This window comes from Vibrio taketomensis, assembly GCF_009938165.1.
Taxonomy (GTDB): domain Bacteria; phylum Pseudomonadota; class Gammaproteobacteria; order Enterobacterales; family Vibrionaceae; genus Vibrio; species Vibrio taketomensis.
In genome coordinates this window covers 349,097-373,221 of the sequence record NZ_AP019649.1, presented here as the reverse complement: position 1 = coordinate 373,221, position 24,125 = coordinate 349,097, and the positions used below count along the sequence as shown (strand labels likewise).

Below are 24,125 nucleotides of genomic sequence, written 5' to 3'. Positions count from 1 at the left end.
ATACCAACAACCTTATTGTTTTATTTCTAGGGGGAACAGCTCCAGCTTCCACTGTTTACTGCCCCGGGTCACCATAACGTAGTCTGCATTGATCTGCTTAACGCTAAAACCATCAATGCTTTCACCAATACTCATATTTCGGCCATTTAAAGTCGCAGAACACGACTTATTCTCACCGCAGACAATACTTTGTAGATTTGGAACTCGAGCTGATACTACTTTTTTCGTTGTCGTAGTAACGGGAGCCTTTTGCCAATTTAAAGGGGCTGTCGGATCTTGCGATGCCCAAACTAACGGGGTAAATGCAAGCAACATCAAAATTAACTTATTAGCCACCGATAAACTCCTCCCTTGTACCTAAGGTATATACTTCCAAGATCAATCGAGCTTGAGGATACTTTTCAACTTGGTAGTTAAAACTGCGCCAATAATAATTGACAGGTAGAGTTTCCAAAGTCTCTAAGTAATTCAAAATCGCAAAGTAGTTACCCGTCAACTCAAGACGAACAGGGTGTAAATAGTAACCAGCATAATTTTCTGATGATTGGTTTTTAATAATCGGTTCAGCCTTCAAGGATTCTAATGAAACCAAGGTCAACCCTTTACTCCCTTTAAGCACATCCTCCAAAAGCTTGGCCATTTGACTAGGAGAAATAAGATTCTCAATTACTTTGGCTAACTTTTCAGATAGGTGTTGGCTTTCCTGTAATAGCCTTTTGTACTCGATATTGATCGATTGATCCGGATCCTTAGTCAGTTTCGCGGTGATGACTAATATTTCCCCTTCTAAGCGTTGATTATTCTGCTCAGTAGTCACCAATTGTTGCTTTAGTGCTTGGCCATTTTTAAGTGCCGGTTCAAGAAGTAAGACGGAAATACCAATCAAAATAACGACGAAACAACAAAGCGTGATTAGCCATTTTTCACGCGGACTTAAATTGGCGAATTTCTCCCCCATCTTTTGCCACTGGGCTTTCATCACTTAGGTTCCTCTTGCTTAGTTCGCAATTCAAAAGTTAAAACATTCTGTTCATTACGAGCAATTTTCAGCTTTTCAAATGAACGGCCAACAAGATTAATCTCACTTTTAAATTGATTAACCCAGTTTGGAATGGCTTGTGGGTCTCGTGCCATCCCGCGGATATCTAAATTGTTGGCATCCATTTGAATCGAATTGAGTGCGATATCGCTGCGGCCCAGTTTAGCCAGCGATTGCATGACTCCTGAGTAACCCACCTGCTGCTGCCCATCGTATTTTCCTACCGCTTCCAGTGAATCTTGCTTAGAAGCAATATCTTCTTTAAGGCGAGCGACTGCCTGCACCTTCTCTGGTGAAGGTCGGTGCTTTGCCAATCTTTGATTCAAACTGGTGAGCTGTTGATTAAATTCTTTTTCTTGTGACTGTGCGACCTTTAACTGCTGTTCCAATTGGCTATTTTTGAATTCAACGTAGCCAAACCAAGCTGTTAGCAGCCCCCCTAACACCAAACAAACCAACGCAACATTATTGAGAGTAAATCGATCAACTTTGGGTTTTAGGTGTACTGGGTATAAGTTAATTGCCGGAGAGAAGTCATCCGTCAATGCTTGAGTAAGAATCGCACCTGAATCAACCAACGATGTTGCAAATGGTGAAACTTTAACGCTTAGACGCTCATCGAGTTCTTTGGCTAATTCAAGGTTATTTTCCTCATCACAACACACTTGCATGCGGTGCAAATTAGCGCCACGAAGTTGCGATGAAAGATAGTCGATTGAGCGCTGAAGCTCTAATGCGATACCATCAAGTTGCAAGCCACTGGTTGCGACGCCTACAAGCGGAGAGGCAACACCGCGAATGGTTCGCTGAAACACACATCGATTATCAACATATGCACTGATTTTGTAGCTACAACCTTGGCTGCGTTGCAACAAAATAAAGCGTTCGCCCTCTTGAGAAATTCGCCCCCAGAGATCATCTTCAACCAACACTCGCCCGAGTGTAATATCCAATTCGCTGAGTTGTTGCACCAAACCGAGCACCAGTTTTTTCGTCACAACATATGCCTGTAATTTATTGCTCGTAGGCAATGGCATTGCGTCGGCGACGATATCGGTTACTTTTTCACTGATCAGCTCTTTAAGCAGAAAAGGCAACGTAAGACTGAGTTCCTCTTGAGGAACATTAGGTTTATCAATCTGGTAGGTTTGATACAGATTAGAATTTAATACAACATCAAGCGTCACATTGCTGATATGTGCTTGTTTTAAAGTAGTAAGCAGTGTTTTTTGCCAATCGCCACTATCAATGGCAACCTGCTTCGCTAGTTTATCGCTATACCCATCAGGAAAATGCAAAGCTCTCGGTTGAACCACAACACGCAAGCGGGTTGCTGAACTCGCAGCCGATCCAAACTTTCCAAATAAAGACTGAATATTCATTTTCTACGTACTTCTTCGCCAACGATTACGTCGTCCAATTTGAACATTTGATTTGGACTTACTTGATTGTTCTACTTGTTGTTCAGGTATTAATTGACGTTCATCTTCAAAATAACGCCCTTGTACACCATGAACCCCAAGAGCTAATAATGTTTGATACTCACGCTCTTGATCGACCCCGACCGCAATAACTTGAGTTCTTAGGCCTTCACACGCCCCTAAGAGGCTGCGAATAAATAGCTGATTTTCATGTCTGTGATCTATTTGCTTAATTAAACTGCGATGCAGCTTCAAATAATCAATCGGCAAGTCCTTCAAGTAATGGGTACTGACAATTGAGCGCCCAGCTTGCCCAACAACGACCTTACAACCTAAGCCATGTAACATTTGAATCACAGGTCTCATGTAGTCCAAATGCTTCACTAAGCGAGCTTCTGAAAAATCAAATGACAAACGATGTCTTATATCAATCGGAAGTTGAAGCAATTCATCCCGAAACCAACGAAAGTATCTCTTTCCAGAAAAAGGGGTTACATGAAGGTTTAGAGATAACATAAACTATTTTTTGACGCTTTCAAAAACCTGACAGTCGCCAAAAAAACTGCTCGATCTAAATGGCTCTCGTAGCCAATAGATTCGATGGCGGTATTGAAGCGAGATGCTTTAATTAACCCATGTTGCGGGTCTTGAATTCTCACAAACAATTCATGATGAATCAGCTCGGGCGTTAACTCTTTTAACTGATAACAAGGCTGAGCAAATAAAATTACCCCATCAGGCGAGAGAACTTGATCAAACAAGGTGCGCCAACGCACACTGCCTCTTTCTTCTTGCATCCACTGCTTATCGAAACGGCTCCATGTATTCACCCCTTGCAATCTTGCACTGCGTAACGCTGTTTCAGCTTCATCCATTATCTTGCCTTGACGTTCACCTTCTTGGAACATGCTAATGCCGATATGACACCAGTTATCTTTATCCAGCGAACCAATCGGATACAATTTATCAAATTGCTTCAGGCAATTAATAGCGATACTTGAAACTTCTTTATAACCAAGATGCGGAGCAAAAATAGCAAAATCAGATTGGTAATAACGAGAAAGAATGACATCTGGATAACGCAAAATAACTTGGTTAATCGCTTCACCAATGTTCACTATAAACTGATTGACGACTTGCTTATCAGCTTCTTCATTGATCTGCTCCCAATCTTCGACTCGGATCAACAACACACCACCATGTGAGCCATTTTCGGACAACGCCGCCTCAAGTTTGCTATCAAAAAGCACTCGATTGGCCGTGCCCGTTAATTGGTCGAGGAACGTTTGGGTGCGAATAAAGGTATCAAAGCGACTCCGTTCTTGACGTGCATCTTGCAACTCTTCAATCAAACGGTCGAGAGCTTCGCTTGCGGTATAAGGCCATTCGCGTTCATCACCCTTGGCGAACTGTTCAACCCGTCCAGCTAAAATCATGCGACCACGCTCTTCTAATAGCTCAGAACCATACAATTGCGCTCGAAGCCACTTGAGCCCTTGATATAAGCAAAAAATGATCAACCCTACCGATAGAGTAATCGACCATAAACCTTGAACCGAATAGCCATAACCAACATACGGCGGAATAGCTGCAAAGCTGAGGGTATAATCGCTGTTGCGTTCAAGTTGATATTGGGCATGATGCAGTAAGGAGGCGTCAATCTTAGATGAGGTATCACGATAGCGATAGATCACCCCAGATGGAGAAGACAATTCCATTTCGACAATTCGAGAAGCTTGCAACATCTTAGGCATCCAGCGCTGCATGGAGTATGCCGCATCAGGATCTTCCATCTCTTTATCGACGACAGAAACAATGCCATTTAAAGATTGGTCTAAATACTCTTGACCTAAGCTGCGAAATGAAAGCGTGCCACCTAAAAACAGAATAAACATCGCACTAATGACTATCATGGTCACAAAAGCGACTAGGCGTGTGCTCAATTTTAAGGTAGGTGTATACCTCATAAAATTGGAGTTCCCTTTCTAATAAATCTAGCGATCTTGCATGATGAGCGAATAATACTTTATTACTAAGACTTCAACATCTATAACATTCAAGTCACTTCGCTTGATCACACTTTTTCTTCCTTGCTATGCATTCGATCAAGACTTAATGAGCCCAAGAACCTCATTAACGATTACTTTCATCAAAAGACGTCTAAATTGAACACAGAAATTACTATATAAAAGCCGCGATAATCGCGGCTTTTTGATTTTCAATAGATTAAAACGGGATGTCGTCATCAAAATCCATTGGTGGTTCATTGTATTGAGGCTGTTGCTGAGGCGCTTGATTCTGTTGTGGTGCTTGTTGGCGCATTGCTGGTTGCTGCGGTTGACCCCAGCTTTGTTGTTGCTGCTGTTGCTGACCACCCATAGGGGCACCTTGTCCGCCTTGGCGACCACCTAGCATCTGCATTACACCGTTGTAACCCTGAACAACCACTTCTGTGGTGTATTGATCTTGGCCCTGCTGGTTTTGCCATTTACGCGTTTGCAGTTGACCTTCAATGTATACTTGAGAGCCTTTACGTAAATATTCACCTGCAACTTCAGCTAATTTTCCGTACAGAGCTACACGATGCCACTCAGTTCTTTCACGTGGCTCACCAGTCGCTTTGTCACGCCATGTTTCTGAGGTTGCAACCGTGATGTTTGCAACAGCGCCGCCGTTAGACATGTAACGTACTTCTGGGTCTTGGCCTAAGTTACCCACTAAAATAACTTTGTTTATTCCACGGCTAGCCATGTTTTGCTCCGTTTAGATTCACTTGTGATAATTTGATAGCGCATTAGGATAACACTCCAGTTGCAAATCAAACAACTGTTCCATCCATACTCTCCGACAACTTTGTTGCGACTGCTCTCAGTTTCCAATACTTAATTCCATTTTCATGTTCGAAATTTCAATGAGATAAATAAAATTCACTATCAAAATGAAACAAACCAGATTCATTCCGTCGATGAATCGCTCTTTATCGTCAAATAAGACAGGATAGAAGCAGGAGAAAGAAGAAAAATATTAACTCGGAATAAGAGCAAACTATGGCAAAGAACATTTATGCGAGAACACTGTATTTTCTCTGTGAAAATAAAGACTCCCACTATCCAATTGTAGACCTAATTGAAGAAAACCTCTGCATTCCCATCCCTCGCATGGAACCGCAAGATACGATGCTGGCGATGCAGCAGCATAAGCATAAAATTTTGCTCATCGATTATCATGAATACCAACAACTCAATAGCGTCATTCGAGACTTGCCTCTGTCGAATAAAATCTTTGAGACGGTAATATTTAATGTGGAAAAGCGGCTAACCACTGAGGAGTTACTCAGTTTCGGTAACCTAAAAGCGCTGTTTTACAAGACTGACAGCATCGTCGATATCGCATATGGTTGTGGTGAAGTTATCAACAGCCAAAACTGGTTACCTCGAAAAGTCACCGCACAACTTCTACATTACTACCGTCATGTTTTCGATAGCCAAACCTCCCCCGCAACTGTCGATTTGACCACGCGTGAAATTCAAATACTACGTAGTCTACAAACAGGGGCCTCGAACAATCGAATCGCCGAAGATCTCTTTATTAGTGAGTTCACGGTAAAATCCCACCTTTACCAAATCTTCAAGAAGCTGTCTGTAAAGAATCGAGTTCAAGCCATTTCATGGGCAAAGCAACATTTGGCGTCTTAAATTTAAAGCATGGAGCAAAAAATCAACTTTTGCACTAGGGTATTCATTATCTATTAATCAAACCATGCTATCTTGTCGGCAGTTTTGAGTCTGTCTAAAAGATAAAAGGTTTTATCATGATTAAGAAGTGCTTATTTCCAGCAGCAGGTTACGGTACACGTTTTCTACCGGCAACGAAATCTATGCCAAAGGAGATGATGCCAGTCGTCAACAAACCGCTGATCGAATATGGTGTTGAAGAAGCGATTCAAGCCGGCATGAACGGTATGTGTATTGTTACCGGACGTGGTAAACACTCGATCATGGATCACTTCGATAAAAACTACGAACTTGAGCATCAGATTAACGGTACCAATAAAGAAGAACTGTTGGTTGATATTCGCGAAATCATTGAAAGCGCAAACTTTACCTACATTCGCCAACGTGAAATGAAAGGCCTTGGCCACGCGATCCTAACGGGTCGTGAACTTGTGGGTGACGAACCGTTTGCTGTTGTACTGGCTGACGACCTCTGCGTTAATGAACAAGAAGGTGTTTTGGCACAGATGGTGGCACTGTTTAAACAGTTCCGTTGTTCTATCGTAGCGGTACAAGAAGTACCTGCAGATGAAACCCATAAATACGGCGTAATCTCTGGTGAAATGATCAAAGATGACATCTTCCGTGTAGACGACATGGTTGAAAAACCTGAACCGGGCACAGCACCAAGTAACCTTGCTATCATTGGTCGCTACATCCTGACTCCAGATATCTTTGAATTAATCGAACAAACTGAACCAGGTAAAGGCGGAGAAATCCAAATTACTGACGCTCTGCTTAAACAAGCAAAAGCAGGGTGCGTGTTAGCGTACAAATTTAAAGGCCAGCGTTTTGATTGCGGCAGTGTCGAAGGATACATTGAAGCGACCAACTACTGCTTTGAGCATCTATACCTAAAAGACAGTAAGAAAACTGAATTAGGTAAGCACTCAACAGCCAAGCAAAACGACTAACAAAATAATCTAAGGGCAATCATTCGATTGCCCTTACTGTTTTTATGTCCAGTATTCTCTTTGAACATTTCTCGCCCTGTGTAATACTAGAAGTTCTTCCCATACAGAGCGATAACCATGGATAAGATAGAAGTACGCGGCGCCCGCACCCATAACCTGAAAAATATCAATCTCACCATTCCTCGCGATAAATTAATTGTTATCACTGGTTTATCGGGCTCCGGTAAATCATCTTTGGCTTTTGACACTCTGTATGCCGAAGGTCAGCGACGCTATGTCGAATCTTTATCTGCCTATGCTCGTCAATTTCTTTCTTTGATGGAAAAGCCAGACGTCGACCATATCGAGGGCTTATCGCCAGCAATCTCTATTGAGCAAAAATCCACTTCACATAACCCGCGTTCTACCGTTGGGACTATCACTGAAGTGTATGATTATCTTCGCCTACTTTATGCTCGCGTTGGCGAGCCACGTTGCCCTACCCATAAGGTCGCTCTCGCTGCACAAACTGTGTCACAGATGGTTGATAAAGTGCTCGAAATGCCTGAAGGCTCTAAATTGATGCTACTCGCTCCTATCGTGAAAGAACGAAAAGGCGAGCATGTTAAAACCTTAGAAAATTTAGCCGCACAAGGCTTTATTCGAGCTCGTATCGATGGAGAGACCTGCGATCTTTCCGATCCACCAACGCTTGAGCTTCATAAAAAACATACTATTGAAGTGGTCGTTGATCGCTTTAAAGTTCGTCCCGACTTGCAACAGCGTTTAGCGGAATCGTTTGAAACGACACTTGAATTATCGGGTGGTATTGCAGTTGTCGCTCCAATGGATGCAGACGGCGAAGAGATCGTTTTTTCCGCAAACTTTGCCTGTCCACACTGTGGCTACAGCATGCAAGAATTAGAGCCGCGCCTGTTTTCATTCAATAACCCAGCGGGAGCCTGTGGCACTTGTGATGGTTTGGGCGTTCAACAATATTTCGACCCTGACCGCGTGATTCAAGACGAATCCTTGAGCCTTGCTCAGGGAGCCATTCGAGGTTGGGATCAAAAGAACTACTATTACTTTCAAATGCTAAGCTCATTAGCTAAGCATTATGATTTTGATCTTCATCAGCCATTTAACCAACTACCGAAAAAAATTCAAGATGTCATCCTTAAAGGCTCTGGACGTACTGAAGTTGAGTTCAATTACATCAATGATCGTGGTGATATTCGAGTCAAACGTCACCCATTTGAAGGCATTTTAAATACGCTTGAGCGTCGTTACCGCGATACTGAATCCAATTCAGTACGCGAAGATCTTGCTAAATATATATCGACTAAATGTTGCGCTAGCTGTAACGGTAGTCGCCTACGTCTAGAAGCTCGCAACGTATTTATCGCCGATACAACCTTGCCAGAAATTGTTGAGCTTAGTATTGCCGATGCGTTGAATTTCTTTGCTCAATTGCACCTTGAGGGTCAACGAGCACAAATTGCCGAGAAGGTGATGAAAGAGATCAACGACCGCTTGGAGTTTCTAGTCAATGTTGGCTTAAACTATTTGAACCTCTCTCGTAGTGCTGAAACCCTATCTGGTGGTGAAGCGCAGCGTATTCGCCTAGCCAGTCAAATTGGCGCGGGTTTGGTTGGCGTGATGTATGTGCTGGATGAACCATCTATCGGTCTTCATCAACGTGACAATGAACGTTTACTAAAAACGCTAACTCATCTACGCGATCTCGGTAATACGGTGCTCGTCGTTGAGCACGATGAAGATGCGATTCGCAGAGCCGATCATGTGATTGATATTGGCCCTGGAGCTGGAGTGCATGGCGGCCAAGTGATCGCTCAAGGTACGATGGAAGATATTCTCGCCAATCCAGAGTCATTAACTGGCCAATATCTGTCAGGAGAGAAACAAATCGCAATCCCTGAAAAACGCACACCATTTGATAAAAAGAAAGTCGTTGAGTTGATTGGCGCCAATGGTAACAACCTAAAATCAGTTAACTTAACCATCCCGGTAGGACTCTTTAGCTGTATTACTGGTGTATCTGGTTCGGGCAATCCACCTTGATTAATGATACTTTAAGATTGCACATATTCAATTAAACGGTGCCACCGTAGATGTACCCGCCCCTTACCAAAAAATCAAAGGGCTAGAACATTTTGATAAAGTGATCGATATAGATCAAAGTCCGATTGGCCGTACCCCTCGCTCTAACCCAGCAACGTATACGGGTATTTTCACTCCAATTCGCGAGCTATTTTCAGGCACACAAGAAGCGCGCTCTCGTGGCTACAAACCCGGTCGATTTAGCTTTAACGTTCGAGGTGGCCGCTGCGAAGCCTGCCAAGGTGATGGCGTAATTAAAGTAGAAATGCACTTCTTGCCTGATGTGTATGTGCCATGTGACATCTGTAAAGGTAAACGTTATAACCGTGAAACTTTAGAGGTACGCTACAAAGGCAAAACCATTGATGAAGTACTCGAAATGACAGTGGAAGATGCGCGCCAATTCTTCGATCCTGTCCCGGTTATTGCACGTAAACTGCAAACCCTAATGGATGTTGGACTGTCGTACATTCGCCTAGGACAAGCGGCTACCACACTCTCTGGGGGCGAAGCGCAACGAGTAAAATTAGCGCGTGAGCTATCAAAACGCGACACCGGTAAGACGCTATATATTCTGGATGAGCCAACCACAGGCTTGCATTTCCATGATATTCAACAGTTACTTACGGTTCTACACCGCTTACGCGATCATGGTAATACGGTGGTCGTGATTGAACATAACCTTGATGTGATCAAAACCGCTGACTGGATCGTCGATTTAGGCCCTGAAGGTGGACAAGGTGGCGGTGAAATTATTGCCGAAGGAACTCCGGAAGATGTGGCATTGGTCGAAGGTTCACATACCGCACGCTTCCTAAAACCCATGTTAAAATAGATCATTACCTAGAAACCAGCGTATCATACGCTGGTTTTGTTTATGTAGAAGTGACCTATCCCTATGGCAACCATACACCTCACTGGTACGCAACTCGAACCACAAGCCCCAAGGCTACCTTTAATTCGACCATTTTTGGTGTCATTAGGTGCGCTCTACATCGTCGCAATGCATTTTTTTATGCCAAATCCTGGTGGTTCAGGCCTCGCACTGTCGTTTAACGCCACTACTTGGTTAGCCTTCTCCATCAGCATTGGTATTGGCTTGTACCAAATTGGAACTCAAGGTGTCTTACGCTACAACAAAATGACGATTGTACTGTTCATCTCATGCTTGATGATGACCGCTCCAGTTCTCTATCCAAATAGCTCACTGCTACTTTCGGTGAGCCGATTGACTGGATTGTGGATGGGTTTTTTACTGTTCGTTATTTTGCAGCAATTCCGCTTCAGCAACCGTCAGAAACAACGCTTACTTTGGTTTATCGTTATCGCTGTCGCCATCCAAGCAGTATATGGCTGGGTACAGTATTTACTGCTCGAGCCGGGCAATATGTTTGGCTACAACACAATTCATAACCGGCCTTATGGTATTTTCCAACAAGTGAATGTCATGGCGAGCTTTTTAGCGACTGGCCTAGCGATTTCTGCTTATTTGCTCTCACGCCAACCAATTAAATACCAACATAAGTTAAGTGATGTAACTCTGCTCTATTTGATGCCACTACTTACCATCCCACTTATTGTTGTTATCGCTTCACGTACGGGGTGGCTGGCCGCAATATTATCTACAATCTTGGTGTTACCCTATTTATACCGCTTCGCTACTCACAAACGCATTATTGGTTGGTGTTTGTCGGCGTTAGTGGGGATTGTGCTGGGATTATTACTGCCTATGATCAGCTCTCACGGAAATGCTGATTTAGTCAAAGATAAGGTTAATTTCGAAAGTCCACGTAGCTACACATACCCACAAGCGCTCGATATGATTATTGAGAAACCATTTACGGGTTATGGTTACGGTCGATTCGAATCAGACTATATTCTTTACACGGCTCGCCAACATCAGCTAAATCCTGATTACCATGTAGGCTTACCCGCGCTGACACATCCACATAATGAAATGTTGTATTGGGGTGTTGAAGGCGGACTATTACCGTTATTAGGTATTACTCTCGCCGCGGCATTTATGTTGCTGCGCATGTACCAAACCAAAAAAGGGACGCGCCTTGCCATGTTCGGCTTGTTCGTACCCATTGTTTTGCATAGCCAATTAGAGTACCCGTTCTATCACTCTTTTGTTCACTGGATTACATTTATTGTTCTGCTTTACTGGGTCGATCAACGAGCCAATAAATATCGAGTAACTGGGTTTAGTCGTATTTCACAGGTCATACTAAGAGCGTTAAGTCTTGTCATTCCCGTCGTCATCTCGATTTACATGCTAAGTTCATTACACACCAATTATGTCCTCACTAAGTTTGAACTGACTAAGCCAAAAGATCCGACTATTTTGCAACAGGTGACGAACCCTGTTGTTTGGAAAGATCGCTATGACTGGGATGTGTACAGCACCTACTTACAAGTTGGCCTCATTACTCAAGACAAACAATATATTCAACCGTATATCGATTGGTCTTTGGCGATCATAAAAAATAGCCCTCGCCCAGCTTTCTATAATAATTTGATATTGGCATATCGGGTTTAGGCGAAGATGCTAAAGCTGAACAAATTCGTAGTGAGGCCAAGTTCCTATTTCCAGAGTTGGATTTTGATAAAGTCCAGTACATTGCTCCAGATATCGATGCACTTAAAGCCTCTGCAGCAAAATAGACAAAGCGGCGCATTGCGCCGCTTTTTTGTTTTATTGAGTCAACGACTCTTCCAATGCTTGCAAGCAAAGGGCGACATTCTCTTGCCTTGCTCCGTAGCCCATTAGTCCAATACGCCAAGCTTTGCCCGCCAATGCGCCTAAACCAGCTCCAATCTCCAGATTGTAAGTCTCAAGTAGGTGGTTACGCACAGCAGCTTCATCAATACCTTCAGGCACATAGATCGCATTGAGTTGAGGTAAACGATCGGCCGCTTCAACCACGAACTTAAAGCCCAACTTTTCTAGACCTAATTTCAATTTGTCATGCATGGTGCGATGGCGCTGCCAAGCATTGTCTAAACCTTCATTTTTCAGCATCAATAATGCCTCGTGCAATGCATAAAGGCTGTTGACTGGCGCAGTATGATGATAACTACGCTTACCTTCACCACTCCAGTAACCAAGTACTAGGCTCTGATCCAGAAACCAGCTTTGCACTGGTGTGCTGCGACTTTGAATCTTGGCAATTGCCTTTGAAGAAAACGTTAAGGGTGATAATCCTGGCACACAAGAAAGGCATTTTTGACTACCTGAATAAACAGCATCAAGCTGCCATTCATCAACTTTTAAAGGCACACCACCAAGTGACGTCACCGCATCAACAATGGTTAAGGCATTATGCTGTTTTGCTAAAGCGCCTAATGCCTGCGCATCAGACAAAGCACCGGTTGAGGTTTCAGCATGAACAAACGCTACGATTTTGACATCAGAATGTTCCTTGAGTGCCCTTTCAACTTTATCAATTGAAACCGGCGCCCCCCATTCATCATCAATCACAATCGCGTCACCGCCTGCCCTCACAACATTTTCACGCATACGTTCGCCAAACACCCCATTGCGACAAACAATCACTTTATCACCCGGCTCAACTAAGTTTACGAAGCAAGCTTCCATACCTGCGCTTCCTGGGGCCGAAACGGCTATGGTGAACTCATTTTCGGTTTGGAATGCATACTTAAGTAACTGTTTCAGTTCATCCATCATGCCAACAAATAGCGGGTCTAAATGACCAACCGTTGGACGACTCAATGCTTGCAATACTTGAGGAGAAATATCAGATGGACCAGGCCCCATCAGAATTCGACGAGGTGGAATAAAGCTTTGGATTGTCATGTTCGCTCTCCTTGTGGCTGATGTTTTATTGCACTCACCTTAGACCAATATTCTTCATCAGACAATTGGTCATAAGTCTATACTCAAACAGTCCTATTTAGCTGGCCACCTCCCATTTTGTTAATCATTGTTGTGCTGAAGTAAAATTATCGGTTGACTTTGATCACACAAAGCCGTTCAATAATTAATCACAGAAGAGGAGCATTGCCTAGGTAGATGCATCGTGGAGCCACAACTCCGATACGATTCATTGAGGGAGAGCAATGCCGAGATGCCACCAAGTTGTCGGTTTGGTGACGTCGGTTGACCTGAGTTGAATCTCATCAACTGTCATCAGCACTGTCTGATGAAGCGCTTCTGAGGTGAAGATTAAGCCAAATAACTTACCTCGAACAATCGCTCAATACTCTCTTCTCGTTTGAACATATCTTAGTCAATTGGATTGGTGAATCGCCAAGCTGTGAATTGCGGAACACAAACGGTGCTACAAAGCATTTGACGTGCACTAACTGAAATCAGTTGTCTGCGTAACTCATTTCCACCAGCTAGATAGTCAAACACAAAAACAAAGGACGTTGGATTACCAACAACAATATTTAGGATGTCGTGGGAGAATCGCTGTGAGCTCTTTTAATGTCGCCAAGTTTGGCGGAACCAGTGTTGCAAACTTTGAAGCCATGAGCCGCTGTGCGGCCATAATAGAAAACAATCCAAGTACCCGATTGGTGGTTAGCTCTGCCTGCTCAGGTGTCACTAACCTATTAGTTGAACTTGCTAACGGTGTAACCGATGAACAACAACGACGCCAAGTAATTCAGCAATTAGCTGATATACATGAAGCTATTATTGTTCAACTTAATCATGCAACAGAGACTGCGTCTGAGGTGTATCAAATTCTTGATACTGTGACCAGTCTTGCTGAAGCTGCTTCAATTCAATCCAGCACTAAACTTACTGATCACTTGGTCGCTTGTGGCGAGCTAATGTCGACCCACATTCTTGCTCAGTTGATGCGTGAGCGTGGCATGCCGGCGGTACGTTTTGACATTCGCCAAGTACTGCGAACCGATGATACGTTTGGCAAAGCTGAACCAAATGTCGAACAAACTGGCATCCTCGCGAAAGAATTGCTTGCACCACTTTGCGAAGACTCCATCGTCATCACTCAAGGCTTTATTGGCGCGGATGATGAAGGCAATACCACCACGCTAGGTCGAGGCGGAAGTGACTATAGTGCAGCGTTAATCGCTGAAGCAGTCAAAGCCGAAGGACTGGAAATTTGGACCGATGTACCTGGAATTTACACAACGGACCCTCGCATCGCAGAAAAAGCCGCTCCAATTTCTGAAATCAGCTTTAGCGAAGCGTCTGAAATGGCAAACTTTGGCGCTAAAATCCTTCACCCATCAACGCTTGTGCCTGCACTACGCCACGATATTCCTGTCTTCGTCGGCTCTTCAAAAGAGCCAGAAAAAGGCGGCACATGGATTCGTCATCAAGTGCAAAGCTCACCACTATTTCGCGCGCTCGCACTGCGTTGCAACCAAACTATGGTTACTCTGCGTAGCGCTAAAATGTTCCATGCTTATGGCTTCTTAGCCAAAGTATTTGAGATCTTAGCCAAGCATAAAGTGTCGGTTGATTTGATCACCACCTCTGAAATCAGTGTATCGCTAACTTTAGACCAAACAGATACTAGTGGCGGAGCGCCACAACTACCAGCGGCGGCTCGTGCTGAATTGGAAGAGTTGTGTACGGTAGAAATCGAGCAAAACCTATGTCTTGTTGCGCTGATTGGCAATAATATGAGCGATAGCAAAGGCTATGCTAAACAAGTGTTTAGTACTTTAGAAGATCTCAACTTACGTATGATTTGCTTTGGTGCAAGCCCTCACAACTTGTGTTTCTTGGTGCATGAATCAGTATCGCGCCAAGCGATCCAAAAACTACATAAAGAATTGTTTGAAGGTTAAAGACCATTCTGAGGCAGTCAAAAAAACCGAGCAATGCTCGGTTTTTTTATGCTTCAAACACTAATTCATATCAATGCTAATAGAAGATTGTGTTTTAGTATTAAAGCTATCGCCATGTTGAGTTTTAAGCATAATGCGTAAATCGTTAGCGGAGTCCGCACTGTGCATCGCATCTTCGACACTGATTTTATCGTCAACAATAAGCTGGTACAGCGCTTGGTCAAAGGTTTGCATACCAATCTGCTGTGATTTAGCCATGGTCGATTTCAATTCGTGTAACTCTCCACGACGAATCAAGTCCGAAACCCTTGGGCTATTCAGCAAGATCTCAAACACACCATGTCGACCACTACCATATTTATCCCTAAGCAATTGCTGACCGATAACTCCCCGTAGGTTATTTGAGAGATCAAACAAAAACTGCTCTTTCTTCTCTTTCGGCACCAAATGCAATATCCGCTCTAGAGCTTGGTTAGCATTGTTTGCGTGCAGGGTTGCCATACATAAATGACCGGTTTCAGCAAACGCCATCGCAAACTCCATGGTTTCACGCGTCCGTATCTCACCAATCAAAATCATATCTGGCGCTTGGCGCAATGAGTTTTTGAGCGCGACATCGTAGCTTTCCGTGTCCAATCCGACTTCACGTTGAGTCACGATACACTTGTGGTGCTCATGAACAAATTCGATCGGATCTTCAACCGTTATAATATGTCCCGCTCGGTGGCGATTTCGATACCCCGTCATCGCAGCCATTGTGGTCGATTTACCAGAGCCTGTCGCTCCAACCACCAAAACTAGGCCGCGCTTAGCAATACATAAATTTTGCAATACATCCGGTAAACGCAAAGATTCAAACGTTGGAATTTGTGTTTCGATACGCCGGATGACTGCACCGGGAAGCTCGCGTTGAAAAAATGCTGAGACACGAAAACGTCCAAAATTCCTCACTACCGCAAAATTGGCTTCACGCGTGGCGTTATAATCTGCTCGGCGTGGTTCGTCCATGATGGCATTGAGTAAATCCATAACATTCTGTTCGCTTAAGACCTCGCCGTGCGCACGCAATTCACCATCAACGCGATACAACACTGGTGCACCCACGGTGATATACAAATCGGACGCTTTTTGGGCATTCATCTCCTGCAGAAATGCATCAATCATAATCCGCTATTCCTTAATAAGTGAGCGAGCCAATTTTTTGTTCAACTTCTTCCGGCTCAACCAAGCCTCGAACAATCAGTTGTCTCGCATTTTGCTCAATGGTTTGCATGCCTTGCGCTGCACCCGTTTGAATCACTGAATACATTTGCGCGACTTTATCTTCACGTATCAAGTTACGAATAGCTGGCGTTGCCATCATGATCTCATGACATGCAACACGTCCACCACCAATGCGTTTCAGTAGCTTCTGCGCAATAACCGCGCGTAAGGATTCTGAAAGCATCGAGCGAACCATATCTTTATCACTACCTGGAAATACGTCGATAATACGGTCAATCGTTTTTGCGGCTGAACTGGTATGCAAAGTACCAAATACCAAGTGACCCGTTTCTGCCGCTGTTAATGCCAAACTGATTGTTTCTTGGTCACGCAACTCCCCCACCAAAATCACATCAGGGTCTTCACGAAGTGCGCTGCGCAATGCCTTTTTAAAGCTATGTGTATCACGATGCACTTCACGTTGGTTGATCAAACATTTTTGGTTCTGATGGACAAATTCAATCGGGTCTTCGATGGTCAAAATATGCTTATTCTGATTACGGTTAATAAAATCAACCATCGCGGCAAGCGTCGTCGATTTACCTGAGCCAGTCGGCCCTGTAACCAGCACTAAGCCTTTTTCAAAGTTCGCGATTTTCTCAAAAATTTCCGGCGCATCGAGATCTTGCAACGTCGGAATACTGGTTGGAATGGTACGGAATACCGCCGCACATCCTCGAGATTGGTTGAAAGCGTTAACACGGAAGCGACCAACTTCAGGTAATTCAAATGAAAAGTCGACTTCAAGATGTTCTTCAAACTCACTGCGCTGCGCATCATTCATGATTTCAAACACTAAACGATGTACTTCTGCATGAGTAAAAGCAGGAACACTCAACTTGCGTACTTCACCGTCAATGCGCACCATTGGAGAAACACCTGCAGAAAGATGTAGATCTGACGCATTATGTTTTACACTAAAGTCCAGTAACTCAGCGATATCCATTTAAATTCCTTAGTAAAGTTAGATATGAGTAGTATTCAACAAAATATTGAACAGATCACCTCACAGATTTCAAGTGCGCTGCAAAAATGTGGACGTGCTCGAGACTCTGTGCAACTTCTCGCGGTAAGTAAAACTAAACCGACACAAGCGATTTTAGATGCAGCTCTCGCGGGACAAACTGCGTTTGGCGAAAATTATGTGCAAGAAGGGGTCGACAAAATAGCATATTTTGCTCAATCTCATCCTGAATTGGAGCTTGTGTGGCACTTTATCGGTCCAATTCAATCAAACAAAACTCGCCCAGTTGCGGAAAACTTCGCTTGGGTACACACCATTGATCGCGCTAAGATCGCCCAACGCTTAAACGATCAACGCCCAACCTGTTTACCACCGCTGCAAGTATTAATTCAAGTTAATACCAGCGGTGAAGAAAGCAAATCAGGAATTGAAGAAGAGCAAGTTTTTGAATTAGCAGAGTTGATTTCATCGCTACCAAACCTCACTTTAAGAGGGTTGATGTCAATTCCAGCCAATGTACCTGACTATCCATCTCAGTTACGTGCCTTCAAGCAATTGTCTGAATTGAAACATCGCCTGAGCGAACGCTTTCCTCAACTTAACCTTGATACCTTATCAATGGGCATGAGTGGTGATATGGACGCAGCAATTGAAGCAGGAAGTACCATGGTACGCATTGGCACAGCAATTTTTGGCGCTCGAGATTACAACAAATAACAAAGAATTATCTTGTTAACGGATAATTCGATAGACCAACAGGAAGCTATCATGGAACACAAGAACATCACATTCATTGGCGCTGGAAACATGGCCCGTTCAATTATTGCCGGCCTGCTTGCTAGTGGCTACCCAGCAAGCTTGATCACTGCTACTGACCCTAACCAGCCACAACGTGATTTTCTCGCAGACCGTTATGGCATCAATACTCATTCAGACAACGTTGCAGCGGCAGAAGGTGCTGATGTCATTGTTTTGGCAGTAAAACCACAATTGATGTCAGTGGTTGCACAAGACATGCAAACCATCAACTATCAAAATAAGCTGGTGATCTCTATCGCAGCAGGGATTAGTGCGCAGCGTTTGGATGAAATGTTCGCCGCGAAACTGAATCTAGTACGCGTGATGCCAAATACACCTGCGCTAGTCGGACAAGGCATGAGCGGTCTTTACGCACCAAATACTGTCAGTGAGCAAGACAAAAACTTTGCGGCCGATTTAATGGAAGCCGTGGGTAAAGTGTGCTGGGTGAATCAAGAATCTGGCATCAATAATGTTATCGCAGCTGCGGGCAGTGCACCGGCCTACTTCTTCCTATTTATGGAAGCAATGCAAGCGGAAGCAATCAAACAAGGTTTTGACTCTGATACCGCACGTTTATTGGTACAGCAATCTGCGCTTGGTGCGGCAGAACTTGTGGTTGCTAATCCTGAAACCGAATTATCCACACTGCGTGAGCAAGTGACGTCAAAAGGCGGCACCACGGCAGAAGCGATTCGCACCTTTAACGAACTCCAGTTGACTGATATCGTAGCGAAAGCGATGCAAGCTGCGGTAATTCGCGCCGAAGAAATGGAAAAACTATTTTAATAATCAGTACCGCCATCGGTCTGTTTAATAACAAGGGTCACCTATGAATTCAATGAGTTTCCTCGTCACCACCATTTTTGATTTATACATCATGGTGGTGTTACTACGCATTTGGCTACAAGCTACACGTGCAGATTTCTACAACCCATTCTCTCAGTTTGTGGTAAAAGCGACTCAGCCTGTCGTTGCACCGCTGCGTCGAGTGATTCCGTCTGTAGGCAATATTGATATGGCAACACTGCTGTTTGCCTATGTATTGTGTGTACTAAAATTCTTTACCGTCGTATTTATTAAATCGGGTGCGATCTCTCTCGATCCATATTTACTATTTATCGGATTGCTTTCACTGGTTAAAGCCGCTGGTGGTTTATTATTCTGGGTACTACTAATTCGCGCAATTTTGAGCTGGGTTAGCCAAGGCCGCAGCCCAATCGAATACGTATTCCACCAACTGACTGAGCCAATGCTGGCACCAATTCGTCGCATTATTCCTGCGATGGGTGGCTTCGACCTAAGTGTGCTAGTACTATTTATTGGCCTACAGTTCGCGAATTTCCTCATGGGCGACTTAATTGGTCCAATTTGGTTCGGCTTGTAATGTCACAAGCAGTATGGCGTGAAGGTGAAGATATTGTGCTTCGCCTTTATATCCAACCCAAAGCAAGCCGCGACAAAATCGTCGGCTTGCATGGTGAAGAAGTAAAAATTGCCATCACAGCCCCACCGGTTGATGGCAAAGCCAATGCGCATCTGAGCAAGTATTTGTCGAAACAATTTAAAGTGGCTAAGGGATTGATCAATATCGAAAAGGGCGAGTTAGGACGGCACAAACAAGTCCGTATTATCTCTCCAAGTCAGATCCCGCCAGAAATCGAAGCCATCCTATGATGGCTTTTTTTATAAGGACATAACGTATGAAAACCTGGTTCACCGCTCTACTCATCTGTTTTTTTTCCGTCCCTTCATGGGCTGGGCAATTCAAAACCATTAAAGATATAGAAGTTCACTATTCCGCCTTCAACTCCACTTTTCTAACCCCAGAAATCGCCCGTAGCTATAAACTCAAACGCAGTAGCCATCTCGCCATTCTCAATATAAGTTTGCTCGATATGTCTCAAGCAGGAAAACCCGCAACTGCTGGCAAAATTTCCGGCATAGCGAAAAACCTGATAGGTCAATCTCGCCAGCTAAACTTTAGAGAGATCCAAGAAGGGGATGCGATTTACTATCTCGCCGAGTTCTCGATCAGTGAAGAAGAAAATATTAGCTTCAATATCGATATCGACGCTGGCAATAAAGGCAAAGGCACTTTAAAGTTCACGCAGAAATTTTATGTTGAAGAATAAACAGGACCACGCATGAGCAAGATTGTATTAGCAACAGGCAACCAAGGTAAGGTGCACGAAATGGCGGATCTACTGGCTGATTTCGGTTTTGAAGTACTGGCACAAAGCGATTTTAATATTGTCGAAGCAGAAGAAACCGGTACAACCTTTATTGAAAATGCAATCATCAAAGCACGTCATGCAGCGAAAGAAACAGGCTTGCCTGCGATTGCTGATGATTCGGGTCTAGAAGTTGACTACCTAAACGGCGCTCCTGGTATCTATTCTGCTCGCTATGCCGGTGTTGACGCCAGCGATGCAGACAACATCAGCAAACTACTAGCGGCAATGCAAGGCGTGCCTGAAGAGCAACGCACTGCGCGCTTTCATTGTGTATTAGTATTGATGCGTCACGCTGACGATCCAACACCGATCGTTTGTCACGGCAAGTGGGAAGGTCGTATTCTGACTGAAGCACAAGGTGAAAATGGTTTTGGTTATGATCCTATCTTCTTTGTACCTGAAGATAACTGCTCATCAGCGCAGCTAGAACCTGCACGTAAAAAACAACTCTCTCATCGTGGTAAGGCTCTAAAAGCACTATTTTCCACTCTTGCGGAGCAAGCTTAAGTCATGCAATTAGTACCACCAGCACTTAGTTTGTATGTTCATATTCCATGGTGTGTACAAAAGTGCCCATATTGCGATTTTAACTCTCATGCACTCAAAGCAGAGATCCCAGAAGAGCAATACATCAACGCACTTTTAGAGGATTTGGATCGTGATATTGAAAAGTACCAGTTAAACCAAGCTCCCCGACCACTGCATTCAATCTTTATTGGTGGTGGTACGCCAAGCTTAATTTCCGCCGAAGGCATTAAACGCCTACTCGACGGCATTGAGCTGCGCATCCCATTTAAACCAAATATCGAAATCACCATGGAAGCGAATCCGGGCACGGTTGAAACCGAACGTTTCTTTGGCTATCAAGCTGCTGGTGTCACTCGAATTTCAATTGGCGTGCAAAGTTTTGCCCAAGATAAGCTCGAAAAACTTGGCCGTATTCATGGCAAACAAGAAGCGATCAATGCCGCCCAATTGGCGCATCAAGTTGGTTTGAAAAGCTTTAACTTGGATCTGATGCATGGCTTGCCGGATCAAAGCATCGAACAAGCATTGGCAGATTTGGAGCAAGCAATAGCCCTAAATCCTCCACATCTCTCTTGGTACCAGCTTACGATCGAGCCTAATACCATGTTCTACTACAAACCACCGACATTGCCTGATGACGACGATTTGTGGGATATTTTTGAACAAGGCCACCAAAAGCTGACTGATGCGGGTTATGTGCAATATGAAATCTCGGGTTACAGCAAACCGGATTATCAATGTCAGCATAATCTGAATTATTGGCGCTTTGGTGACTATCTCGGTATCGGCTGTGGCTCACATGGCAAACTAAGCTTTAACGATGGGCGCATTATCCGCACCACTAAAACCAAGCACCCACGCGGCTATCTCGCTGCCTATCAAAATATGGTTAAGCCGTATTTGAGCGATGAATTTGAAGTGGCGAACCCAGACCGTCCATTTGAATTCTTTATGAATCGTTTTCGCCTTATCGAACCCTGTCCTAAACAAGACTTTATCGATACGACCGGTTTGCCGCTCAGTGCGATTAAAGACACCATTGATTGGGCGTTGGAACAGCAATATTTAAGTGAAACTGACACCCATTGGCAAATCACCGAAAAAGGGAAGTTGTTCTTAAACGATCTGCTTGAAGCCTTTATGGCAGACGAAGAATAACAAGATTCATCAATTGATGATTCCGCTATAAATCGGGCGGAAGATACAAGACTAAAATAACAAGGGTCAGCAGATGCTGACCCTTGTTTATTTATTGTAGTGAGTGATGCTTCTTCTCGATTATTAGTTCCTAAAAAATCGAGCGACCGATACGCTCTGCGAGCAGTTCTAGCGCATAAGTCCCTGCCAGAGAGTTACCCGACGCATCAAGCTCAGGTGACCATACTGCGATGCTCATTTCACCTGGAACGATAGCGATAATACCGCCGCCCACGCCTGATTTACCCGGCATACCCACACGATAAGCAAACTCGCCCGCACCATCATAAAGACCACAGGTCGCCAACAGCGCATTAAGCTGCTTAGTTTGCATCTGCGTAATAATCTGCTTACCGGTTTGCACCGATACGCCTTTATTGGCTAGATAACTAAACGTCTTGGCTAAATCGACACAGCTCATTTTCAGTGCGCAGGCATGGAAGTAATTCGCTAATACCGGAATCACTTCATTTTCAAAATTACCAAAAGAGCGCATCAGATAAGCGATCGCTGCATTACGATCACTGTGCATCATTTCTGAAGCCGCCACCACTTTGTCATAAACAATATGATCTTCACCCGACAATTGACGCACAAATTCCAACAAGCGATGGCGCGGCGCCGAAAGACGGCTATGCAGCAAATCAGCGACAATAATTGCGCCTGCGTTGATAAAGGGATTACGCGGAATGCCTTGCTCCATTTCTAACTGAATCATAGAGTTAAACGCCTGACCAGACGGTTCTTTGCCGACTTTTTTCCAGATCTCTTCTGGTTTATACAGAGACATCGCCAGAGTTAAGCTCAATGCTTTAGAGATCGATTGGATCGAAAAACCTTCATCAGCATCACCGGCTTTGATCACTTCACCTTCATTAGTAAAAACCGCAATACCCAATTTGGTATTTGGCACTTTAGCCAATGCTGGAATGTAATCAGCAACTTTTCCTTGCCCAATTAAAGGACGAACTTCTTCCAAGATGTCCGCTAAAATCTCGCGTGTCGGTTTCATCTATGACCTGCTTATGGTTGTAACAACTCGCTAAAACGAGTCTGTTTAGCTAGAACCCTAGCTAATAATCCAATCCACTTGGAGATACAGCTTGACCCATTAAGGGTGACGAAAAACACTGCAACTTCGAGTAGAACGGTATGTACAGTCAAAAAAGCCAACATCGTAATGTTGGCTCTCACTATTCATTCTATACCAAACGATGGAAGCCACCGTTAGCTTAGAGCTAAATTATGCAGTACGTTTGTACTTAATGTCCCACACGCCATGACCTAGACGATGGCCGCGCGCTTCAAACTTAGTTAGTGGACGCTCATCTGGACGTGGAATGTAGTCACCATCGGTTGCAATGTTGGCAAAACCAGGTGCTTGGTTCATGATTTCAATCATGTGCTCTGCGTAATTTTCCCAGTCAGTTGCCATGTGGAAAATACCCTCTTCCAACTTCAGCTTTTGACGCACCATTTCAGCAAACTCTAGCTGCACGATACGACGTTTGTGGTGGCGCTTTTTGTGCCACGGGTCTGGGAAGAACAGTTGTAGTGTCGTTAGGCTTGAATCTGGAATCATGTGCTCGAACACTTCAACGGCATCATGGCACATTACGCGCAGGTTAGTAATACCCGCTTCACGTGCGTCAGACAGACATGCACCAACGCCTGGGCTATGAACTTCAATACCAATAAAGTTCTTCTCTGGCGCATTTTTCGCCATCTCAACTAGCGATGCACCCATGCCGAAACCAATCTCTAGCACTACTGGGTTATCATTGCCAAACACTTCTTTCCAATCAAGAAGTTGCGGTTGGTAGTCGATGCCCATTGTTGGCCAACACTCTTTCATCGCATTTTCTTGACCTTTAGTAAGACGGCCTTCACGACGTACAAAACTGCGGATTTTACGGATTAATGTACCGTCTTCATTGTATTCGTTAGTGGTCACTTCACTCATGATTTCGCCTGTTTAAAAATTGGTCTCGACTAAAAGGGATTGTGATTATCCAAAGAATTGCCATTGGTGCAAGTGTTAATTATGCAAAACCCTTAGACTTTATAGGTTGTATTTTAGCTTCGATCTGTGATGCAA

The 24,125-nt window shown here is 44.1% G+C and carries 19 protein-coding genes, 3 pseudogenes and 1 riboswitch; of the genes and pseudogenes, 12 read left to right on the top strand and 10 right to left on the bottom strand.

The features are described 5' to 3' along the window. Positions 1–12: 12 nt before the first annotated feature. The 5 genes and pseudogenes from Vt282_RS01875 to Vt282_RS01855 all read right to left on the bottom strand — a co-directional run bounded on the left by Vt282_RS01875 (position 13) and on the right by Vt282_RS01855 (position 5,211). Positions 13–336: an MSHA biogenesis protein MshK gene (locus Vt282_RS01875; RefSeq protein ID WP_232055086.1), complete on the bottom strand. Its 324-nt coding sequence runs from the start codon at positions 334–336 to the stop codon at positions 13–15. Continuing rightward, positions 329–979: a type 4a pilus biogenesis protein PilO gene (gene pilO / locus Vt282_RS01870; RefSeq protein WP_162063658.1), complete on the bottom strand. Its 651-nt coding sequence runs from the start codon at positions 977–979 to the stop codon at positions 329–331. The genes Vt282_RS01875 and pilO overlap by 8 nt, the downstream gene beginning before the upstream one ends. After that, complete coding sequence (locus tag Vt282_RS01865; RefSeq protein ID WP_162047216.1) at positions 979–2,421, bottom strand: MSHA biogenesis protein MshI; 1,443 nt, start codon at positions 2,419–2,421, stop codon at positions 979–981. The genes pilO and Vt282_RS01865 overlap by 1 nt, the downstream gene beginning before the upstream one ends. A gap of 3 nt (positions 2,422–2,424) precedes the next feature. Next, a pseudogene (csrD, locus tag Vt282_RS01860) lies at positions 2,425–4,427 on the bottom strand (RNase E specificity factor CsrD). Positions 4,428–4,686: 259 nt separating this feature from the next. Continuing rightward, a complete protein-coding gene (locus Vt282_RS01855) occupies positions 4,687–5,211 on the bottom strand; it encodes a single-stranded DNA-binding protein (RefSeq protein ID WP_162047218.1) in 525 nt (174 codons plus the stop codon). 296 nt (positions 5,212–5,507) lie between these two features. Between Vt282_RS01855 and Vt282_RS01850 the strand changes: the two genes are divergently transcribed. The 4 genes and pseudogenes from Vt282_RS01850 to Vt282_RS01835 all read left to right on the top strand — a co-directional run bounded on the left by Vt282_RS01850 (position 5,508) and on the right by Vt282_RS01835 (position 11,914). After that, positions 5,508–6,155 carry a LuxR C-terminal-related transcriptional regulator gene (locus tag Vt282_RS01850; protein ID WP_162062400.1) on the top strand — a complete coding sequence of 216 codons (648 nt, stop codon included), beginning with the start codon at positions 5,508–5,510 and terminating at the stop codon, positions 6,153–6,155. A 116-nt stretch (positions 6,156–6,271) separates the two neighbouring features. Then, entirely contained in the window at positions 6,272–7,147 is an 876-nt protein-coding gene (gene galU, locus Vt282_RS01845; RefSeq protein WP_162062399.1) for a UTP--glucose-1-phosphate uridylyltransferase GalU, read from the top strand. A 117-nt stretch (positions 7,148–7,264) separates the two neighbouring features. Continuing rightward, positions 7,265–10,082: pseudogene (gene uvrA / locus Vt282_RS01840) on the top strand (excinuclease ABC subunit UvrA). A 63-nt stretch (positions 10,083–10,145) separates the two neighbouring features. Continuing rightward, positions 10,146–11,914, top strand: a pseudogene (locus Vt282_RS01835) (PglL family O-oligosaccharyltransferase). A 31-nt stretch (positions 11,915–11,945) separates the two neighbouring features. On the opposite strand, the gene Vt282_RS01830 reads toward Vt282_RS01835, so the two are convergent. Continuing rightward, positions 11,946–13,067 (bottom strand): pyridoxal-phosphate-dependent aminotransferase family protein, encoded by a 1,122-nt coding sequence (locus Vt282_RS01830; protein ID WP_162062398.1) that lies wholly within the window; start codon positions 13,065–13,067, stop codon positions 11,946–11,948. A 186-nt stretch (positions 13,068–13,253) separates the two neighbouring features. Continuing rightward, a riboswitch (Lysine riboswitch) is annotated at positions 13,254–13,432 on the top strand. 255 nt (positions 13,433–13,687) lie between these two features. Between Vt282_RS01830 and lysC the strand changes: the two genes are divergently transcribed. Continuing rightward, positions 13,688–15,040 carry a lysine-sensitive aspartokinase 3 gene (lysC, locus tag Vt282_RS01825; protein WP_162062397.1) on the top strand — a complete coding sequence of 451 codons (1,353 nt, stop codon included), beginning with the start codon at positions 13,688–13,690 and terminating at the stop codon, positions 15,038–15,040. A gap of 60 nt (positions 15,041–15,100) precedes the next feature. On the opposite strand, the gene Vt282_RS01820 is transcribed toward lysC, so the two are convergent. Both Vt282_RS01820 and Vt282_RS01815 read right to left on the bottom strand, forming a co-directional pair. Then, positions 15,101–16,204 carry a PilT/PilU family type 4a pilus ATPase gene (locus Vt282_RS01820; RefSeq protein WP_408647130.1) on the bottom strand — a complete coding sequence of 368 codons (1,104 nt, stop codon included), beginning with the start codon at positions 16,202–16,204 and terminating at the stop codon, positions 15,101–15,103. 13 nt (positions 16,205–16,217) lie between these two features. Then, positions 16,218–17,249, bottom strand: a complete 1,032-nt coding sequence (locus Vt282_RS01815; protein ID WP_162047224.1) for a type IV pilus twitching motility protein PilT — start codon at positions 17,247–17,249, stop codon at positions 16,218–16,220. 24 nt (positions 17,250–17,273) lie between these two features. On the opposite strand from Vt282_RS01815, the gene Vt282_RS01810 reads away from it, so the two are divergent. From Vt282_RS01810 to hemW, 7 genes are read left to right on the top strand one after another with little or no spacing between them, the layout of a single operon-like run. Beyond that, positions 17,274–17,984: a YggS family pyridoxal phosphate-dependent enzyme gene (locus Vt282_RS01810; RefSeq protein WP_162062396.1), complete on the top strand. Its 711-nt coding sequence runs from the start codon at positions 17,274–17,276 to the stop codon at positions 17,982–17,984. 51 nt (positions 17,985–18,035) lie between these two features. Continuing rightward, on the top strand, positions 18,036–18,854 hold the full coding sequence (proC, locus tag Vt282_RS01805; RefSeq protein WP_162062395.1) for a pyrroline-5-carboxylate reductase: 819 nt from the start codon (positions 18,036–18,038) through the stop codon (positions 18,852–18,854). 43 nt (positions 18,855–18,897) lie between these two features. Next, on the top strand, positions 18,898–19,452 hold the full coding sequence (locus Vt282_RS01800) for a YggT family protein (protein WP_162062394.1): 555 nt from the start codon (positions 18,898–18,900) through the stop codon (positions 19,450–19,452). Then, complete coding sequence (gene yggU, locus Vt282_RS01795; protein WP_162047228.1) at positions 19,452–19,742, top strand: DUF167 family protein YggU; 291 nt, start codon at positions 19,452–19,454, stop codon at positions 19,740–19,742. The genes Vt282_RS01800 and yggU overlap by 1 nt, the downstream gene beginning before the upstream one ends. Before the next feature lie 26 nt (positions 19,743–19,768). Then, positions 19,769–20,200 (top strand): DUF4426 domain-containing protein, encoded by a 432-nt coding sequence (locus Vt282_RS01790; protein ID WP_162062393.1) that lies wholly within the window; start codon positions 19,769–19,771, stop codon positions 20,198–20,200. Between the two features lie 12 nt (positions 20,201–20,212). Beyond that, positions 20,213–20,809 carry an XTP/dITP diphosphatase gene (locus tag Vt282_RS01785; protein ID WP_162062392.1) on the top strand — a complete coding sequence of 199 codons (597 nt, stop codon included), beginning with the start codon at positions 20,213–20,215 and terminating at the stop codon, positions 20,807–20,809. Positions 20,810–20,812: 3 nt separating this feature from the next. Beyond that, a complete protein-coding gene (gene hemW / locus Vt282_RS01780; protein ID WP_162062391.1) occupies positions 20,813–21,988 on the top strand; it encodes a radical SAM family heme chaperone HemW in 1,176 nt (391 codons plus the stop codon). Positions 21,989–22,118: 130 nt separating this feature from the next. Here hemW and glsB read toward each other — a convergent pair whose 3' ends face one another. Beyond that, on the bottom strand, positions 22,119–23,039 hold the full coding sequence (glsB, locus tag Vt282_RS01775; RefSeq protein WP_162062390.1) for a glutaminase B: 921 nt from the start codon (positions 23,037–23,039) through the stop codon (positions 22,119–22,121). A 231-nt stretch (positions 23,040–23,270) separates the two neighbouring features. Beyond that, entirely contained in the window at positions 23,271–23,990 is a 720-nt protein-coding gene (trmB, locus tag Vt282_RS01770) for a tRNA (guanosine(46)-N7)-methyltransferase TrmB (RefSeq protein ID WP_162047233.1), read from the bottom strand. Positions 23,991–24,125: the final 135 nt, after the last annotated feature.

Coding starts and splice junctions, on each gene's coding strand:
- pilO (WP_162063658.1), bottom strand. CDS start 979: ATGAAAGCCCAGTGGCAAAAGATGGGGGAGAAATTCGCCAATTTAAGT.
- Vt282_RS01865 (WP_162047216.1), bottom strand. CDS start 2,421: ATGAATATTCAGTCTTTATTTGGAAAGTTTGGATCGGCTGCGAGTTCA.
- Vt282_RS01855 (WP_162047218.1), bottom strand. CDS start 5,211: ATGGCTAGCCGTGGAATAAACAAAGTTATTTTAGTGGGTAACTTAGGC.
- Vt282_RS01850 (WP_162062400.1), top strand. CDS start 5,508: ATGGCAAAGAACATTTATGCGAGAACACTGTATTTTCTCTGTGAAAAT.
- galU (WP_162062399.1), top strand. CDS start 6,272: ATGATTAAGAAGTGCTTATTTCCAGCAGCAGGTTACGGTACACGTTTT.
- Vt282_RS01830 (WP_162062398.1), bottom strand. CDS start 13,067: ATGACAATCCAAAGCTTTATTCCACCTCGTCGAATTCTGATGGGGCCT.
- Vt282_RS01820 (WP_408647130.1), bottom strand. CDS start 16,204: ATGATTGATGCATTTCTGCAGGAGATGAATGCCCAAAAAGCGTCCGAT.
- Vt282_RS01815 (WP_162047224.1), bottom strand. CDS start 17,249: ATGGATATCGCTGAGTTACTGGACTTTAGTGTAAAACATAATGCGTCA.
- Vt282_RS01810 (WP_162062396.1), top strand. CDS start 17,274: ATGAGTAGTATTCAACAAAATATTGAACAGATCACCTCACAGATTTCA.
- proC (WP_162062395.1), top strand. CDS start 18,036: ATGGAACACAAGAACATCACATTCATTGGCGCTGGAAACATGGCCCGT.
- Vt282_RS01800 (WP_162062394.1), top strand. CDS start 18,898: ATGAATTCAATGAGTTTCCTCGTCACCACCATTTTTGATTTATACATC.
- yggU (WP_162047228.1), top strand. CDS start 19,452: ATGTCACAAGCAGTATGGCGTGAAGGTGAAGATATTGTGCTTCGCCTT.
- Vt282_RS01790 (WP_162062393.1), top strand. CDS start 19,769: ATGAAAACCTGGTTCACCGCTCTACTCATCTGTTTTTTTTCCGTCCCT.
- Vt282_RS01785 (WP_162062392.1), top strand. CDS start 20,213: ATGAGCAAGATTGTATTAGCAACAGGCAACCAAGGTAAGGTGCACGAA.
- hemW (WP_162062391.1), top strand. CDS start 20,813: ATGCAATTAGTACCACCAGCACTTAGTTTGTATGTTCATATTCCATGG.
- glsB (WP_162062390.1), bottom strand. CDS start 23,039: ATGAAACCGACACGCGAGATTTTAGCGGACATCTTGGAAGAAGTTCGT.
- trmB (WP_162047233.1), bottom strand. CDS start 23,990: ATGAGTGAAGTGACCACTAACGAATACAATGAAGACGGTACATTAATC.